14 protein-coding genes and 2 pseudogenes are annotated in these 16,917 nt (G+C 45.2%); 10 read left to right on the top strand and 6 right to left on the bottom strand.

What is annotated here, in order from left to right:
* Positions 1 to 11 precede the first annotated feature (11 nt).
* Positions 12 to 335, bottom strand: coding sequence for a helix-turn-helix domain-containing protein (locus tag C0557_RS03980; RefSeq protein ID WP_208657558.1), 324 nt, complete (start codon positions 333 to 335; stop codon positions 12 to 14).
* 84 nt (positions 336 to 419) lie between these two features.
* Positions 420 to 764, bottom strand: a complete 345-nt coding sequence (locus C0557_RS03975) for a helix-turn-helix domain-containing protein (RefSeq protein ID WP_208657557.1) — start codon at positions 762 to 764, stop codon at positions 420 to 422.
* A gap of 77 nt (positions 765 to 841) precedes the next feature.
* Between C0557_RS03975 and C0557_RS03970 the strand changes: the two genes are divergently transcribed.
* The gene (locus C0557_RS03970; protein WP_208657556.1) at positions 842 to 1,123 is read left to right on the top strand and encodes a helix-turn-helix transcriptional regulator; all 282 of its coding nucleotides are present in this window, start codon (positions 842 to 844) and stop codon (positions 1,121 to 1,123) included.
* A 327-nt stretch (positions 1,124 to 1,450) separates the two neighbouring features.
* On the opposite strand, the gene C0557_RS03965 is transcribed toward C0557_RS03970, so the two are convergent.
* Positions 1,451 to 3,343, bottom strand: coding sequence for a prolyl oligopeptidase family serine peptidase (locus C0557_RS03965; protein ID WP_208657555.1), 1,893 nt, complete (start codon positions 3,341 to 3,343; stop codon positions 1,451 to 1,453).
* A 614-nt stretch (positions 3,344 to 3,957) separates the two neighbouring features.
* Here C0557_RS03965 and C0557_RS27625 point away from each other — a divergent pair.
* The 3 genes and pseudogenes from C0557_RS27625 to C0557_RS03955 all read left to right on the top strand — a co-directional run.
* Positions 3,958 to 4,572, top strand: a pseudogene (locus C0557_RS27625) (DUF4135 domain-containing protein); the annotation flags it as partial.
* A gap of 206 nt (positions 4,573 to 4,778) precedes the next feature.
* A complete protein-coding gene (locus tag C0557_RS27620) occupies positions 4,779 to 5,114 on the top strand; it encodes an ATP-binding cassette domain-containing protein (protein WP_217273289.1) in 336 nt (111 codons plus the stop codon).
* Positions 5,115 to 5,143: 29 nt separating this feature from the next.
* Positions 5,144 to 5,767, top strand: a complete 624-nt coding sequence (locus C0557_RS03955) for a DsbA family protein (protein WP_208657554.1) — start codon at positions 5,144 to 5,146, stop codon at positions 5,765 to 5,767.
* Positions 5,768 to 6,320: 553 nt separating this feature from the next.
* Here the strand turns inward: C0557_RS03955 and C0557_RS03950 are convergent.
* Entirely contained in the window at positions 6,321 to 6,593 is a 273-nt protein-coding gene (locus C0557_RS03950) for a hypothetical protein (RefSeq protein WP_208657553.1), read from the bottom strand.
* 218 nt (positions 6,594 to 6,811) lie between these two features.
* Here C0557_RS03950 and C0557_RS03945 point away from each other — a divergent pair, with 218 nt between their 5' ends.
* Together C0557_RS03945 and C0557_RS03940 are read left to right on the top strand one after the other, a co-directional pair.
* Positions 6,812 to 7,831, top strand: coding sequence for an AraC family transcriptional regulator (locus C0557_RS03945; RefSeq protein ID WP_208657552.1), 1,020 nt, complete (start codon positions 6,812 to 6,814; stop codon positions 7,829 to 7,831).
* A gap of 289 nt (positions 7,832 to 8,120) precedes the next feature.
* Positions 8,121 to 9,485, top strand: a complete 1,365-nt coding sequence (locus C0557_RS03940; protein WP_208657551.1) for an OprD family outer membrane porin — start codon at positions 8,121 to 8,123, stop codon at positions 9,483 to 9,485.
* A 98-nt stretch (positions 9,486 to 9,583) separates the two neighbouring features.
* Here the strand turns inward: C0557_RS03940 and C0557_RS03935 are convergent, their stop codons facing one another.
* Both C0557_RS03935 and C0557_RS03930 read right to left on the bottom strand, forming a co-directional pair.
* Entirely contained in the window at positions 9,584 to 11,311 is a 1,728-nt protein-coding gene (locus tag C0557_RS03935; RefSeq protein WP_208657550.1) for a hypothetical protein, read from the bottom strand.
* 361 nt (positions 11,312 to 11,672) lie between these two features.
* Positions 11,673 to 11,912 carry a hypothetical protein gene (locus C0557_RS03930; RefSeq protein WP_208657549.1) on the bottom strand — a complete coding sequence of 80 codons (240 nt, stop codon included), beginning with the start codon at positions 11,910 to 11,912 and terminating at the stop codon, positions 11,673 to 11,675.
* A 154-nt stretch (positions 11,913 to 12,066) separates the two neighbouring features.
* Here C0557_RS03930 and C0557_RS03925 point away from each other — a divergent pair.
* The 4 genes and pseudogenes from C0557_RS03925 to C0557_RS03910 form a co-directional block, all read left to right on the top strand.
* Positions 12,067 to 12,928: pseudogene (locus tag C0557_RS03925) on the top strand (nickel/cobalt transporter); the annotation flags it as partial.
* 141 nt (positions 12,929 to 13,069) lie between these two features.
* Positions 13,070 to 14,002 carry a TIGR03756 family integrating conjugative element protein gene (locus C0557_RS03920; protein ID WP_208657548.1) on the top strand — a complete coding sequence of 311 codons (933 nt, stop codon included), beginning with the start codon at positions 13,070 to 13,072 and terminating at the stop codon, positions 14,000 to 14,002.
* Between the two features lie 12 nt (positions 14,003 to 14,014).
* Entirely contained in the window at positions 14,015 to 15,376 is a 1,362-nt protein-coding gene (locus C0557_RS03915; RefSeq protein ID WP_208662776.1) for an integrating conjugative element protein, read from the top strand.
* On the top strand, positions 15,373 to 16,905 hold the full coding sequence (locus C0557_RS03910) for a conjugal transfer protein TraG N-terminal domain-containing protein (RefSeq protein ID WP_208657547.1): 1,533 nt from the start codon (positions 15,373 to 15,375) through the stop codon (positions 16,903 to 16,905). The genes C0557_RS03915 and C0557_RS03910 overlap by 4 nt, the downstream gene beginning before the upstream one ends.
* Positions 16,906 to 16,917: the final 12 nt, after the last annotated feature.

Genomic DNA, 16,917 nt, shown 5'->3' with positions numbered 1-16,917 from the left:
TTTAATGAAAACTAACTGAATAGTTTTTTCGCATATTCTAACAAGGCACTTCTCTTTTCTGCTTTCGCTGAGGCATACAACAACGTTAACTCCGCCAGGCCATCATCTTCAGCATAAAAATAGGCAAGCGGTACCTGTAACACCTCTGCCAGCTTTTGCACAATCTCCATCCCCGGTTCGTGCACACCTTTTTCGTACCGATTTATCCGGGTACTGGCGACAAATTCATCGATACCTGCGGCGATCCCTAAATGCTTTTGAGAAAGCCCACTCGCCGCCCGGGCTTGTTTCAGGCGTCGGCAAAAAATGTCGTTGTAATGATTAGTAGTATTCATAACTACGATATTCGTAGTTTTAACTTGATCCGGATACTACGAATAACGTAGTATGACAATGACAAGTAACAGGCAACGTAGATTTTAAGCGTCGTCGTCAGGCAATTCGTTAACCATTTTCCGAGATGTCTCCAGCAATTGATGCTGAAAGTCGGGAGGAAGTGCTGCAAAGTTGAGGATCAGTTCTGCAAGGTTCTCATCTTCAGCAAACAGCCATGGCAAAGGGACATTCAACACATCGGCTATTCGCCCTGCGGTCTCCATGTCAGGCTCATAAACACCTTTCTCATAGCGGTTAAAACGGGTGCTTGCACCCTCCGGATTGATAGCCGCAGCGATTCCTACAGCGGCCTGGGAGATACCTAAGCGCTGCCGGGCTTCTTTTAAGCGGCGGATGAAAACATCCCGTTGTCTGTGCTTTCTTTCCATAACTACGAGATTCGTAGTTTTTTAACAACTTTGATACTACGAAAAACGTAGTATCAGAATTCATAAAGGTAACCGAAATGACCGAACAAAACTGGCACCCCGCCGATATCATCGCCGCACTGCGCAAACGCGGCACCAGCCTGGCGAAAATTTCCCGTGAAGCAGGACTCGCTTCTTCGACGCTATCCAATGCCCTGACCCGACCGTGGCCGAAAGGTGAATGGCTTATTGCCAAAGCACTGGACGTCTCACCAGCAGCGATCTGGCCCGGCCGCTACGTCAACGGGAAACGTAAACCGCGAAAACCGCTTAGTGATTCTTCGACCAAAACCTCGGGGAAGTCTGAGACAGGCGAGTGAGTTGTGTTTAGAAGAAATGGGGGTTACTGGCTACCGACCATTATATTGTCAGCCACACAGGGTGCTCCGGTGGAATCCGCTATAACCCCCATTTATTCTGGTTTCCACTAGCACTTAACTGCGGCACATTCACTGACGTGCTGCTGAAAAACTGTCAATGGGGGAACTGGATTGCTCTCTGTGATAGGGTAAAGCTGGTAAAGGGTATAGTCAATTTTCGCACCTTTCCATGTAGCCCCGGCGCCTTTAATGTCCAGTGCTGTCCGGCTCATGGTCGTTACCTGTCTCGTATCCGGTAAGCCACAAAACGTCCTGCTGGATGAAAATTTATCTACACAGGTTTAATTCTTTGTTGATGAAATTTACCTGCGCAGACAAGACGTTGGCACGATCAACAGCCCCATTAATAAAATGCCCCTCTCTGGAGAGTTTGATAAGAGTTACATCATGACCGGTGGATTTTAAAGCCTGATACATTGAAAGACTTTCGGAAAAGGGAACTCTGGGATCATTGACGCCTCCTACAATCAAAAGAGAGGACGTAATTTTAGTTATGTTGTTGACAGGTGCCGTCTGCGACATAAAACGCCTTACTGACGGTATGCGCTCATCTCCATATTCTTTTCTACGCAGATCCTTCCGATAGTCTTGCGTATTTTCCAGGTAAGTAATGAGGTTTGCAGACCCCATAAGATCAATTCCTGCACAGATTTTATTTGGAAAGATTGTTAATGAATCAAGAACAACATAACCGCCATAAGAACCGCCGGTTAAGATGATTTTATTTTTTTTGATGTTTTTGTTTCTTTGTACCCAGGTCAACAAATCACCTATATCAGCGATGGCACTTTGTCGGTTAATACCATTGTCTAAATTCATGTAATTAACGCCATAGCCAGAAGAACCTCTAATGTTAGGCTGAATTACTATGATATGCATGTTGTTGACCAGGTAACTGTTCAGGGCATTAAATTCGGGACGCGCCTGATATTCCGGACCACCGTGTACGTTTATTACAACAGGGAAAGGTCCCGCTCCAGATGGCTGAGAAACAAAGGCTGGGATGAGTCGGTGATCAATACCTGAACGGTAAGTAATCAGACGTGTATGAATTTTACCGGTCGGCCCTCCTTCAAAACCAGGGGGAAGCAGTCTTGAATTTTTCTGAGACGCAAGTGTAAGTTTATAAATGCTCGTCGGAGAGTTTATACTTCCACCCGAATAGAAAAGTTGTTTTTGATCCCTGGAAAGCAAAAGATTGTAAATAACACCCACCTGTGGTGTTCGCAGCGGGTTATTTTTTCTGGTCATTAGATTCAGAGTGTTAATTCTGCTGTAGCCATTTTCATTGGTAGTAAAGTAAACATGGCCTGTTTTAGATATGACGAAATTTTCCACATCCCATTTGATGTCTCTTGTCAGGTTTGATATTTTATGACTGACAAGATCCAGAAGCTGAAGGTTTATAAAATTATTATTACTGCGCGACAGAAATAAAATTTTAGTGCCATCTTCAGTAAATTCTAGTTTCTGATAATTGACAGTATTCCCAGATGGAAAGGTGAATATAAATTTATTCAGGCGTATGTCGTATATATAGGCTATGGATTCATTTTCAGAAATGTATCTGTTGATGGCCAGCCGGTCGCCATCAGGCGACCAGGAAACAGGAAACCAGCTACCATCAAATGTGGTGATCCTTACCGGCGATGAGTCCACCCGACGAATATAAACATCCATATCGTGCCCATTTCTGGACGTGTTCGAATAGGCAAAGAAGTGACCTGAACGAGACCAGACCACGCTTTGGTTACGTGACTTTCCGTCAGTAAGCAAAAGGGGAGAGCTTAAACCTGGCCTAGTATAATAGAGCTGATAGAACTCATTGCCATCTGTATCTGCCATAAAAATAAATTCATCATTGAGGGGGTAAATTCTGGCGATAGGATGATTGAAAAAATTTTTGCGAAAAAGGAGGCTGGGTTGCTTATCCGGTAAACTGAGTCTGTAGGCATTTTTATAACCCGCCGAGTCGCTTAGAAAAATAATGTCACCAGACCCACTGAGTCCGTATAGAGAAGATTTCCCTATATGACGGTTCAGAGCGCTCACAGGAAGGGAGCGTTCATTATGAAGTACAGGTTGGCTTTCGACAGCCAGAGCCAGGTGACATACAAGGTAAAAAATCAGGGGTGAAAGTCCTATAGCAAAATCATGCATAAGCATATCCATTTGTGTGCTTAGTTGAAGGATAAGTAATTTTATATAATGGAAGGATTCCGTCACCAACCCGTTTATATCAATTACCAAACTTATTCATTGAAAATACTGAGATTACTTTAACATAAAATATTGTGTTACATCTTAGATTGGCTTACTAAGCCGAACGTGAATCAGCATGATTAAAATATCATTTTATATATAACTTAATTTATTTTGTTGTTACCAATACGCTTTTCAAAAAAAGATAAAGATGAAAATAAGATAAATCTCAGACAGTAGTAAAAATCCGTATTTACACAAATATACAATAGTGTTTTTATGTGATCTTGATCACACCTAACCAAGTTTGATTAAGTATATAAAAAAATGGATGTACATCAACAAGTGACGATCTGCCTGATAAATTTCACTATTATTTCATGAGGCTTTAAATGGAAAGAATCGTAGAAGTAAAGGAAACTAAGATCACTGAAATTCGCGGTTACATGGCTAATAGCGGTCAGGACTGCGCAAGTGGAACATGCGACTGTACGGCTGGTAGTGTTGATGAGACACTTCTGAAGGAATTCACTGAAGTTGACGAGCTTTTCTATAGTTAAAAATTTTCATTGATGAAAACAAATGAGCGGCAGATTATCGCCGCTCATCCAGAAAAGGATAAACAAGTGAAATTACCCGTGATTGAACCTTATCGTGCCTATATCTACATACCCTACTTAAAAACATTTAACGAAAAAACAATGTCTCTGTTGAAAACATTTGGCATGGAGCGCCTAAATTTTTCAAATATGTCAGAAACCATATCTGAATGTCTGGATCAAATATTTCTTCATGACTTTGTGGTTTCTTTTGATAAATGGCTTAGGCAGCAAGAAAGCAGTGAATGCGATCGCTATAAAAACCATTTTAAAGATAAAAATAATAAATGGCAGGGTAAACTACAATCTGAAACATTATATATCACATCACTGGCTTTGAAAATAATTAACTCAACTATTGGAAACATCCGGGAATACCAGGAAAGGTTTACTGACGATTACGGGAGAATCTCGGAAGAGTTTGGTTTCTCCGATGGGATCGATTGGGTAAGCATGGAGATACTTGGTGGCGACCGGCATGAAAATGGCAGACAACCAATCAGGATCTCAGCCAAAAACTTTTCTGTTGTGTATAAACCACGCAGTACAGGTACCGAGTCTGTACTGAACAAAATTTGTAACGTTATAGGCTTTTATGATATCTGCCCAAAAACAATAGATAAAAAAATTTATATGTGGCAAAGCTTTGGTCATTACAATGTATCCATAATGGATAATGTAACTTTTGGCACCCATGATAAATCTGAAACAACAATTACCTTCAGAGAAGCCTGTAATGACGCGCAGTTTGAATTTGACGAGTCTATTCAGCCTGATACGTTAATCGGAAAAGAATTTTCCGGCACGGACTTATCGGGGGGGGGGGGCAATGGCAAAGACTGGCACTCGCCCGCGCTATTTATGCCGATGGTAGTCTGGTTATATTGGATGAACCCACCAGTGCAATGGTTCCTCGAGTTGAAGCAGATATTTTCCGAAAATTCAGTCAGATTGCTGCGGGCAAGACGTCTGTCATGGTCACACATCGCCTGGGCTCTGTGAAACATTCGACTAAAATTTTTGTGTTTAAAAAGGGCCGCATTGTTGAGGAGGGTACTCCTGCTGTCCTTGAGTCGCAGAGCGGTGAGTACTCTGATTTGCTGAATATTCAAAAGCAACAATTTCATTGATCGGTTTAACCATTTCAAATGGAGTCTGTATGTTTAAAATACTACTGTTTCTTTCAGTTTTGCTCCCGCAACTCACATACGCTGAGGAGTTCATTGCAGGAAAGGATTATTTTGTCGAACAACATCCTGTATTGAATGCTCCCCGGGTGGTTGAGTTCATTTCATTTAATTGCTCTCATTGCTATTACTATGAGGTTGGCTCCGATTTAAACAGCTTTATAAAAGCTTCTCTCCCGGCAGGGATCAGCTTCACCCAGTATCATACCTCACGAATAAATCCGTTGGGGCAGGAGCTTACCCGTGCGTGGGCTGTTGCAGAGACGAAGGGGGTAGCCGGACAGGTGAAGCCGAAAATTTTTAATGCGATCCAGAAATCACATGCGGTTCACTCGGTTGATGATATTCAGGAGCTGTTGACCAGTAAGCAGCTCCCTTTAGGTGAGATTAAAAAGGCATGGAGCAGTGATAAGGTTAACGCTTTGGTCAGTACTCAGGATTCACTGGCTGAGGCTCTTGAACTTCACTCAGTTCCCTCTATTTATATTGATGGTAAATATCGTATTAATAACGCCTCTTTTACCTCCACGGATGAGAGTAGTGTCAAAAATCGGTATGCAGCACTTATAAAGTATCCGTTGAATAAAACTGACTGACATCAGTGTTCTTTCGGACCCACAACTGCATACCGGCAAAACGTGTATTACCTGTTTTCTGGCTACGACTGGAAAAACCGTTTAGGCGGGATACTTACAATGTAAGCACCCTCCGTTTTCCGCCACGCAGATCCGTTTTCTGTCAGTTCCGGAAGCCTGACGGCACCTCGTGATGCGGGTATCCGGCGAAGCAAGCACGGTGTGTGCAGGAGAAAAAAGATGAATGATATGCGTGAACGGCAGGACCTGATCACCCGCACGGTAAAGGCAAAGTGATCACCTGAGCGCAGAAACGTCAATTACCAGGCTGTTGTCTCTGGATTTATATCTGGCGCCGGGGAGACAGGCATTCAGTCCCCGACAGGGACTGATCTGCCCTGCAGCAATGGAGGCCATAATCCCGCTTGCTGTCGGTAAAAACTGATACAGTCCGGTATGATAGCCCGTATACGGGCTGTTTCTACTTTTTTGAGGAAGATCCGAAAAACGGTTAAACCGGAATTAACTTACCTGCACCCGAAGCCACACATTACAGCGCAGTGTCTATCCACCACTATCTGTAGCTCGTTTGCAAGTGCATACGCGTCAGTTTTTCTTTGATTGCCGGGCCATTGATCACTATGGCTGTAGACAGTTTATATTTTTTTTTGTCACCGGCTGTAAACGGGGAGAGGCAGCTGTATTTAAATCCACAAAGAGTATCAACATTGTCTCCCTTAAGATCTCCACCTATATCTCCGACAAAGAAATATCTGTCATGTTTATATTTCCTACCAGTATAGGGATCGATAATTATATTGTTCGTTACAGCTTTAATATAGATCACATCTCCTCGATGTAAATTTAATTCTTTATTATCTATTTCTACCACCACAGTACGACATGGTACCAGAAAATAATTATGTACTCCAAATCCAAATGGAGCATTGGTTTTTAACTATGAGGCGATGATATCACCTCTATCCAGGTGGCCAAATTTACTGTGCCACTACAGTTTACTGCCTCACTGCATTTACAGTCTGGGGAGTAATGTAAGGAATCAGTATGTATCAGGTTAATCAAAATTTTATAAAGATGATGTCTCATGCATTAGAAAATATGGGACTGGATATTGGCTTGTTATTCATCAGGGCGGATATAGATAAAGCGATTATAGAAGCAGGTAATAGATATATACCCAGCACGATTGTACATAAATTATTTCATGCGGCTGCCGATATGTCTGGCGATGAGTGTATTGGCTTGATGTTTCATGACTATTTTCACCCCAGTTATTTTGATTTATTAAGCTACACAATGATGAGCAGTAATAATTTGCTTCATGCTCTGGAAAACTTCTGCCGCTTTTCGGCTTTGGTGTATAACGGTGGCAATGTCACTCTGACTAAATCCGGGCAATATACCTATTGCTTAACGTTTAGTCAATGTGATGAACTGGATAGCATTAAGTCTTTTTTACGATATTTTTATGATGCCGGAGTAGCTTGTGTCTATGCCTATTGTAAATGGCTGGGTATTTCAGATTCGTTGAGGCTATATTCTATAAGTTTCTGCTATGAAAAGCCAGCCGATATCAGAAAATACGAAAATATGTTTAGTTGTCCGATCCAGTTTGGTATGGCAGTAAATTCTATCACTTTTTATGAAGATGATTTACTTAAACCTCTTATGACAAAAAATGAAATATTGCAGCAATTTCATGAAGGCCAGTCACAATTACATCTGGAAATCCAGTCCAGAGAAAACTTCAAGTCAAAAGTGAAAGTAATTGTTAAAGAACAAATAAAAAAAGGACATTGCACTATTATATCTGTCGCAGCAGCGCTTTTTATGACTCAACGAACTTTACAGCGTCGTTTAGAAAAGGAAAGTATATATTTTAAAGATATTCTGTCTGATGTGAAAAAAGAGATGGCTATATATTATTTATTACACACTCAATATTCATTATCATACATTTCCATTCTGTTAGGATATCAGGATATTAGTAGTTTTAGCCGGGTTTGTATTCGGTGGTTCGGGATCGCCCCCAGTGTTTATCGGAGTTTAAACAATGAAGCATAGTGAATAAAATATAAACAATAATATTGTATCATCTGAACGAGATTCATATAACCCAGGGAGGGGTTGGGTGGGTCTGTATTTCAATGATGCTAAAAATTCCAATGGTCTCTGCTGTTATCTGTATTAAATAATCATCTTTTTTGTCATTAAAAGATAATGCAATGTCATGACTTGTGAAATTGCGATTATTTACTTTTTCTTTTTTTTTATTAATACTCATTCGTTATGAATAGCAAGGTGTTTACTCATAACGATATAGGTTATGGCATAAAATTGAGAAATGTAAATAATGTCTATTATGATAGATAAAAAAATTTTTGTTTTAATTCTTTCTTATCATGTTAACCATGCTCTGGCATCTGGTTTCATCAGTGACTCAACGCTTGATGGTATTTTTTATTACTCTGACATTAGCAAGTTAAAAAAAGATTTACCTGATGGTAATGGTTATAAACTTAGTATGAATCATATAACATCTGCTATAAGTTTAAACTTTCAGTCAGGCTATTACCATGATTTTATTGGTATGGATTTAAGTTATTATCAGACTCAAAAAATACTCTCCAGAGGGAAAAATACATTAGATGAAATTGGTATTAGCGATTCAAATACTGTTTGGGATGAACAATGGCAAGGTGATCGCAGTGGAAGTAGCCTTTATCAAGCAGCCATGAAATTAAAGTATAGCAATTACTGGTTGAATGCCGGCTATATTATCCCCTCAGGCCAAACACTGATTGCATCCAACTGGAATATAGTACAGGGTGCATATCGAGGTATTGAACTAGGGTTTAACAAAAATGTTTTTTCTCATGATAAATTTAAAATATCATATTTTATTGCCGATAGATATAAAGCACCATGGTATGCTCATTTTTATTCATTTCGCCAGGTGGATAAATACACTCCCGTATCCTTTATCGACTCTATCGGTGGTAGTTATGAGCATGATAAATGGTTATTTGAGGGCGCTTACGGAAGATCCAGAGGTTATATTTCGCAGTATTTATGGAAAACAACATATAGTCAGTATGCTGAAAATGATAGAATATTCAAGCTAAGTTATCAGCTTTATATGGCCACTGATAATGTGAATAATAAATCAGATAACAATCTCTATGATGGTGTGGCATGGTTACAAGGAATGGCGCTTTTTTATCTAAACTATCCTTTTGAATACCGAATAGAAGCGACACAAGTTAAGGCAGCAGGAAATCAGGGATATTTTACTACAAGGCTCACTCCTGTTTACGCCAGTTCAGCGGGGCGGATGGATTTTGATTGGGATTCAATTTCTGACTTCAATGCTAACGGGGAGAAGGCTGTTTTTTTTGGTGTTAAATACGCTCTGGATGCGCAAAAGTTATCCGGGTGGTCCGTTGGAGCCAGTTATGCCTTTGGCTGGGATGTCAGGCCCGGCTCTGATCCAGTTTATGACCAGACGAAGAGAATCCATGAGTCTGCTGTGGCTGTGTATCTGAATTATGATCTGGCAAAGAGTGGATTCTTTTCGGGAGGAAAAGTAAAAGTTCGTTATGTATACTATGCTAACCATAGTGGAATGACGGGTTACAGCAATGGTTTTAATAATACGCCACAGGCTCAAAAAAACATTAAGCTAACTGTAACCCTGCCATTTTCAATAATTTTTTGATTGGTCATCCACCACATGGACGAAAAAGCTGGCGTTCATTATTTGTGAATACGCAATATATTTACCCTTATTAAGCAGGAATAATGAACGCCAGCGTATCAATATTTAGTCTGGTTGCGAGATATTTTCTTCATAGAGTAAATGAGTAAAGTTAGAACTGAACATAATGATGAACGTCCCATAATATATACGCTTAGTACGGTAAACAAAAAAATCCTTTGTGTATAGTCGATGCTAATGAGAAAAAATGAAACTATCATATTCACTATCACCCAGCATGATAGCCATGCTACCTTTCTTGTTGTACTTCGTTTTTTTTCATTGTTATTTAATCCTTTCGTTCCCCAACTGGTATCGTTATAGTTTGCCAGCGCATAGCTGGTTAAATAAAACGAGATAGATGCATCAAAAATAAAATGCATAAAAATCCATTTAAAAAAATGGATCGCTGAAGAAGGTGTCGGTATCAAAACAGCCAGCGAAAAGATCAAGAGGAATGCTGTTACTGCATAGAACCAAACCAAATTAGTATTGGTGAGAATAGTTAATAAACAAAATGCAAACATTATGAATATGGGGAAGAATAGCAAGTGATGAAGTATTTTTCCATATTTTTTCACCGGAGAAACAAAAGCATCAAAAATAATTATTCCCACCCAAGAGAAGAAGAATGCACTATAGGATATATAAGGGAGATTCACCCAGGTTGGTAAATTTGCAGCCAGTTTCTCAAATGTAGAAAATAATAATATACTGAATACGGCTGGCATGAGAACCATCTCAGCCATATTAATTAAAGATAAATATAGTGATGTCATGATTTTAAATTTATAAAATGCTCCTTTATTGTTGTTAACAATGATTCCCGGTAGCTGGGACAAGGCATATAATCGCGCTGATAATGTGCTATTTATCCAGCGTCTTCTCTGTAGAATCAATTCCGAAAAAGTATTGCAATTATCGATTTCCACTTTTGCCGTGGGGTTAAACTTTATCTTATATTCGCGATCACCATTTTTTATAATTTCAAAACCAAGAACACGGTCTTCCGCCAGATAGAGGTTTTTCTGAAGCAGGCCAGCGGGGGACAAGCCGCGAAAATAGTTAGATAACGGCGGGAGCTGTCCTGGATTACCGTTATTAACGGCTTCCCATCGAATGAGGCTACATGCCCCGGGGATGACCTCAAGGTATCCCAGTAGATAACCGACCGGCCAAAAATTTATCTTATCCCAGACGAAATTGCTGTATTGCCAGGATTTATGCACAGGAACAAAGAAATTAGGTTTAGGTAGTAAGTATGCGGCAATAGCGGCATAGTCCGGGTGGCTCTCAATGTCGCATAACAAATTCAGCAGGCATGATGTGGCAGGGACGGTTCCTGCATCCACCTGTAGAATATATCGCGGGTTGAGTTGCTCACATATAGATAAAAACATCCATGCATGGGAGTCCAGTTTCCCTCTGTTTTCAGATTTTAATGCAAGAATACAATTTATCTCATGATCTGAGCCAACAACATGTTTGTTATCAGTATAGTCTGCACATTGTCTGAGTAGTTCAGGTGAAGCGAATTTTTTCTCACTTAATGTCAGCATGGGATAAAGTTCATTATGACCAGTGTTGTTTAATTCATACCCCAGTGATTCTAAAAAAATAGCAGTGTCACCCGATATATTAGCGATGCCGTCAAATATGATGCATATTTTAATTTCATATTTCACATGATGTTTTTCATTTATATAAATTATGTTTCTGGCAAGAGACGCCAGTGTGTTGCATATCATATATGCACTTTCATTGTATGCTGTGATAGAAATAAGCACGTCGGTTTTCTTTGTCGCAAAACCCTCCCTGATTATTGTTCTGGAAATGTATTTTTTTTTAGATCGATGAAATCTATCTCATTGCTGGTGCTTATATCTAACGTCATATAGATACCTCAGTTTAGGGCATAGTTATATCTGGAGCGCTTAAATTTATTTCGATTCGAAATATGACGTTGATATGTAAACATGAAAAATGAGTTTCTATGTAAGCAAGGCATGACAATGAGTTGCCAATACATGACAACTTTCTATTGCCTGTTATTAATAACGCTATTTTTATGGTGGAGGTTATTTCATGCCCTTCTGTTACCTTATTTCGCGCCGGGCAGAACAATGCATTTAACCTGCGCTATATTTATTAATATCTGGCAGTATTGGTTGTGTTTAAATCAGTAATGTGCCCTCCTGTGAAGAGAAGATGCGTTTTCCCGACAAACAGATAATCAGTATGCTGCGCACCACTGAGGCGAGTGGTGCGCGGCAGGGGTTTAAACACATCGTAGCGCGGCGGTTCACCGTTACTGCGGTACATTACTTCCCGGTTACCCTCACTGGCTTCATCCGTCGCTGGCGTCACTACTTGCAACGTGTTTTTCACCGTACTGCCATCGTGCGCAGGGGGGATTTCATCGCCTGTCCAGGGGCATTTTCAGATTCTGAATTGAGTATCTTCAGGGTAATTGAGTAAAACTATACAGACGGTTGCGGGATACCTCCGGCCAGCAACATTGTTTTCGTTTCACGGCAAAATTATGACAACTCGTATACTCACGCGCGACTGGCGTCTGTTGACGGCGGGCCTGGTGATCTTGCCCTGGTTTGGCTGGGGATGACGCTGCATGCCCACTGGGCCGTATTTCTCCAGTGGTGTCTGGCGACGCAAATCACGCTGCACCTCTATCTGGTGATGTATCTGCTGCAACTGAACAACCACGAATACCGTGGCGGGGTGTGGTTGATGGTGGGCGCTTTTATTTACGGTGTGTTGCACGCCATCGTCCCGGGGCACGGCAAGTTTGTCGTGACCACGTATCTCAGCACAAATATAGAGAAAGCCTGCTGGCGGCAAGGGTAGTGCCGTTTATCGGGAACCTGATGCAAGGGGCGAGCACGATTCTGTTTGTGTTCATTCTGGCGGTGGTTTTTAACCTAGCTTCCGGCGACCTCAGCGCCAACCGGTGGTATGTCGAGAAGGTGAGCGCCTTGTTAATTGGTGGCTTTGGCGCATTTGTGATTTATCAGACGCTCAAAAGCCTGCGCCCGCGCAAAATGACAATCACTGCCCTGATGCCATTGCATGAACATTCCGCGCAGTGCGGTTGCGGGCATCACGGCGTGGGGCGGGATTTAGCCAACGCCGACTGGAAAACCCGGCTGGGCGTGATCCAGGCGATAGGTGCCAGGCCGTGCAGTAGGGCAATTATGATTTTGTTATTCGCCAATGCGTTGGGGATGGTCAGTTGGGGGATTGCCGCAGTGATGGTCATGGCGCTGGAGACGGGGTTGTCCATCCTGAGGACATCACTGGTTGTGCGCTATGCGCGTAACCGGGCGGTAGACTTATTTGCAGATAATGAAAACCAACTGAGCTGGCTGCTGCCAGCGGCGAAGGTAGAAATAAATAATCACGCTGAAGCGCGGTTTTGCTGCTTCCTTCGTTCTGTTCAATTTTTTAAACGGTATACCAGTTTCCTGCAGTGAATTCCCCGGCGTTGCGTTACATCCGTAAGGCGAATCTCTCACTACGGAGCCATTATGTCTGGCCGGTTGACCTTTTTACTTCCCCTGCTGCTGTGCACCGTATTACCGGTCAGCGCCATCACTACGCCGGAAATCGCGGCCTCTGCCCTGTCGCCGGACTGTGTGAAATACCGGGTGGTCGGGGTGTGTTACTGGTTACTCTGTACACCGTTCGGCTGCACCGTTCGCACCTCGGTAAAAGTCCAACACTTCCGGCCCGATCTGGTGATATCAGCCTACAGCGCAACCGGGGAAAATCCGTGGTCAGAGATGTCGCTGCTCAGCCCTCCGTTGCCCGGTACTGCTGAAGGAGGTGGCGATACCCATCCCCGTTCGGCATACCAGCACAGTAAGATCCGGTTTAAAAATGCCGATGCGATCGGTTTTCCTGCAGGCGATGCGCTGGCTGAGTTTTTTGGTCAGTTTGGCTATATCTGCGCGCCATCGCCTCAGGCCTTCCGGCCCTATTTTCTCAGCACGCTGGATTCACTTGCCTGGCGCAGCGGTGTGCCGGAGATGGCCTGGCCGGAAGCGCTGACACCCGGGCTGCGCGAAGTGGGCAAAGATGGCGACATGTGGGGCAATATTTTTCCGCGCGCCGGGGCGATCAGCCAGACGCATGACTATAAAGCCGCTGCGGTCATCGCCCAGCGCGTGGCCGATCTGGTGACCCGCGCCGGGCAGCCGCATATCTACTCACCACTGACTGCGTCATCCCACGACGGTTACTGGCCGCCCTCGCCGGTGAAGGAAGGCGACAGCAGTAATCATCTGTGGCAAATGCTGACACCCCAGAAATCCTCATCCTGTGCCGTTTTTCCGGATGACTCTGCCACCAACACCTATGCCGACAAGCTGGCAGCGGATGGCGCTTACGCATGGACGCTGTGGCGGCCTTACAAATGTTGCCCGCGCCGCGGGCAGACTTTCCTCGGTAGTACCGGCTAAACGGAGGCGATGATGAGGGCATTCATTCTGGTTCTGCTGGCGCTGGCGGGGAGCAGCCAGGCCGCAGACGATTACAGCTTCCGCAAACGGGGGGCGGTTGATGACCTGCTTTACTACCAGATTGGTGGCGGAGAAGCGATCATGCCGCCGCCGGTGCATCGCAGTGCAACACCGCTCAGCGTGGGCATTGGCTGGAATACCGACATGATGTGCGGCAATTTCGACATCAATACCACCGTGCGCAACCAGCTTAATGGCATCACCAGCGGTTACCAGCAACTGATGGGGAATGTTATCCAGAGCGCCACCGGCGCGGTCGCCGGCCTGCCGGCGATGATTATCCAGCGCGCTAACCCGCAACTGTATGATCTGCTGACCAACGGCATCCTTCAGGGGCGGCTGGATTTTGATAAGTCGTTGCTGAACTGCCAGAAAATGGCAGAGAAGATGACCGATTTTGCCGCAGATTCAGCCTGGTTTTCCGGAGCAAAAACGGAGAACTACCAGTCGATTGCCACCAGCGACAACGATGCCATCCGCGCAGACCAGAAAGCCGCAAAAGAAGCAGCCGAAAAGGGGAAACGCTGGGTGGGTGGGCAAAAACGCGGCGGCAAAGGCCAGCCCCCGATCAAAGTGATCCACGACACAACAACAGCGGGCTGGAACATCCTCAACCACCAGCCTGTCACCAGTACATCATCACTCACCTCAGCGGAATGCGACGGAGAACTGTGTTCCACCTGGAAATCCCCCCGCGAGGCGGCCGACTGGATGACCAGAGTGGTGGGAGAGCAGACAATCAGCGTGGCACCTGCGGCAGAGAATACGGACGAACGCTCCGGCGCGCAGGCCGGGGTTGGCCTGCATCCGCTGATAGACGAAGAGAAAACAAAAATCCTGCCACTACTGAAAGATCTGGTTAATGGCACCACGAAACCGGGCTTTGATAACCTGGCCAGCGTCTCCGGCGGCTCCATGCAGCTCACCCGGGGGATCGTGGAAGCGTTGCATGATGATCCTGATGCAGCAGTGCTGACGGAACGTCTGGCGGGTGAACTGGCACTGGCCCGCGTCACCGAGCAGGCGCTGCTGGCCCGCCGTACGTTGCTCGCAGGCATGCGCGAACCGGTGATTGCCAATGAAAAAGAGGCACAGGAAACTTTAGGCAAAACCACCACGCAACTGGATGAGGAGCTGAATCAGCTTAAGCTGGAGCTGGATTTCCGCCATGCGCTGACGCGCAATACCGCCAGCCAGATCCTGCAACGTAAACAGCAGCGCGACCAGTTGCAGGGGCAGGCTGTGGAAGTGCCGGATAACAGTGACAGCCGCGTAAACAGGCTGAATAACCCGCAGCCGGGCAACCAGCCATGACCGCCAGCAGCTATTTCGAATATGTTCTTACCCTTCTGGGCTGGCTGGTGAATAACGGTATCTGGCAAACGCTGACCGCAACCGGGCTGTTCGCCCTTCCCCTGCTGGCGAAACTGATCGCCCTGTGGCTGAAGGCGCGCGGTCAGGGAGCCGATGAGGGCAATGTGGCCCGCCTGCTGGTCATCTGGATGGAGCACTCACTCTACAGCGCCGTGCTGGTGATCTTCTTTGCCGGTGTCCCCTTCCTGAATGTTGATATTAATACCCTCACCTTCGACAGCCAGCGCACCCGCCAGTGTGGCTACTCCGTCGTACAACCTGTCGATTCCGGCTACGCGCCGCTGATTAACGAACTTGGCGGCCAGAGCGCCTCAGTGCCGGTGTGGTGGTACTTCATGCACGCCATGAGTAAAGGCGTCACCAGCGCCGCCGTCGCCGTGCTGCCCTGTAAACCGGACCTGCGCCAGTTGCGTTTTGAGGTGCAGCACACCCGGCTTGCCGATCCGGCACTGGCGCAGGAATTACAGGATTTCGTTAATGACTGCTATAACCCTTCCCGCGCGCGGCTGAAACGCCAGGCCAGTAATATCAGCGAAGAACAAAGCCGGGAAGTGGACTGGGTGGGATCACCCTTTTATCTCTCCACGCCAGGCTATTACGATCACGATCATTCCCGATCTCCACGCGCTGCGTGGTCTTATGATGCCAGCCGCGATGATGGCCTGAGCAATACCGGCAATGGCGGTTACCCGACCTGCAAAGCGTGGTGGTCTGACGGTGATGCAGGCCTGAAAAACCGCCTGCTGAAGCAGGTGGATACCTCGCTCTGGCAGCAACTGCAAAAACTGGGGCAGCCGAAAGAGCAATATGAGCAGGCGGTACTGCGCTCTCTGGTCAGCCCGCGCAGTATGCAGGTATCGCAGGGTGGACGGGTCTATAACGGCTTCGGCGGCAATGCCGGGGATAATCTGAACGCATCGCAGGCGCTGAGCCGCCTGGGCAGTATCGTCGGTACCGGGTTATCAAGCTATGCACTCTTCCCGGCGTTTGACAGTGTCCGCCAGGCGCTTCCCATGGTGCAGGCTTTCCTGCAAATGGCACTGGTGATTTGCCTGCCGCTGATATTACTGTGTTCCGCCTGGGAGCTGAAAACGCTCATCACGCTGAGCTTTGTGCAATTCGCGCTGTTCTTTCTCAGTTTCTGGTGGGAGCTGGCCCGCTGGCTGGACACCTGGCTGTTGCAGATGATTTATGACAGCGAAACCCACTCTTATTTCAACCTGTATGGCCTGCAAAACACCTCGGACGATCTCATTATGAATATCGTGATGGGCGTGATGTTCCTGGTACTACCCGCCTTCTGGCTGGGCGCGCTGACATGGGCTGGGCTTCATATCGGCGGCACACTTGCAGGCGCAATGGGAAGCGCAGTCAGCGATGTGAAAAGTGCTGGTGGACAAGCCGGAAAAATGATGGTCAGCCAGGCCAGTATCCCGGCATTCCTGTTCCACGAAGATAAGAAGAAATAACCTGAGCCACAG

The sequence above is a fragment of the Kosakonia sp. MUSA4 genome (assembly GCF_013085925.1).
In the GTDB taxonomy this organism is placed as follows: Bacteria; Pseudomonadota; Gammaproteobacteria; order Enterobacterales; family Enterobacteriaceae; genus Kosakonia; species Kosakonia sacchari_B.
This window is presented reverse-complemented; position numbering and strand designations above follow the sequence as displayed.

What these genes read in the sequence shown, in the direction of transcription:
- C0557_RS03980 (WP_208657558.1), bottom strand. Translation starts at nt 335, where the DNA reads ATGAATACTACTAATCATTACAACGACATTTTTTGCCGACGCCTGAAA.
- C0557_RS03975 (WP_208657557.1), bottom strand. Translation starts at nt 764, where the DNA reads ATGGAAAGAAAGCACAGACAACGGGATGTTTTCATCCGCCGCTTAAAA.
- C0557_RS03970 (WP_208657556.1), top strand. Translation starts at nt 842, where the DNA reads ATGACCGAACAAAACTGGCACCCCGCCGATATCATCGCCGCACTGCGC.
- C0557_RS03965 (WP_208657555.1), bottom strand. Translation starts at nt 3,343, where the DNA reads ATGCATGATTTTGCTATAGGACTTTCACCCCTGATTTTTTACCTTGTA.
- C0557_RS03955 (WP_208657554.1), top strand. Translation starts at nt 5,144, where the DNA reads ATGTTTAAAATACTACTGTTTCTTTCAGTTTTGCTCCCGCAACTCACA.
- C0557_RS03945 (WP_208657552.1), top strand. Translation starts at nt 6,812, where the DNA reads ATGTATCAGGTTAATCAAAATTTTATAAAGATGATGTCTCATGCATTA.
- C0557_RS03940 (WP_208657551.1), top strand. Translation starts at nt 8,121, where the DNA reads ATGTCTATTATGATAGATAAAAAAATTTTTGTTTTAATTCTTTCTTAT.
- C0557_RS03920 (WP_208657548.1), top strand. Translation starts at nt 13,070, where the DNA reads ATGTCTGGCCGGTTGACCTTTTTACTTCCCCTGCTGCTGTGCACCGTA.
- C0557_RS03915 (WP_208662776.1), top strand. Translation starts at nt 14,015, where the DNA reads ATGAGGGCATTCATTCTGGTTCTGCTGGCGCTGGCGGGGAGCAGCCAG.
- C0557_RS03910 (WP_208657547.1), top strand. Translation starts at nt 15,373, where the DNA reads ATGACCGCCAGCAGCTATTTCGAATATGTTCTTACCCTTCTGGGCTGG.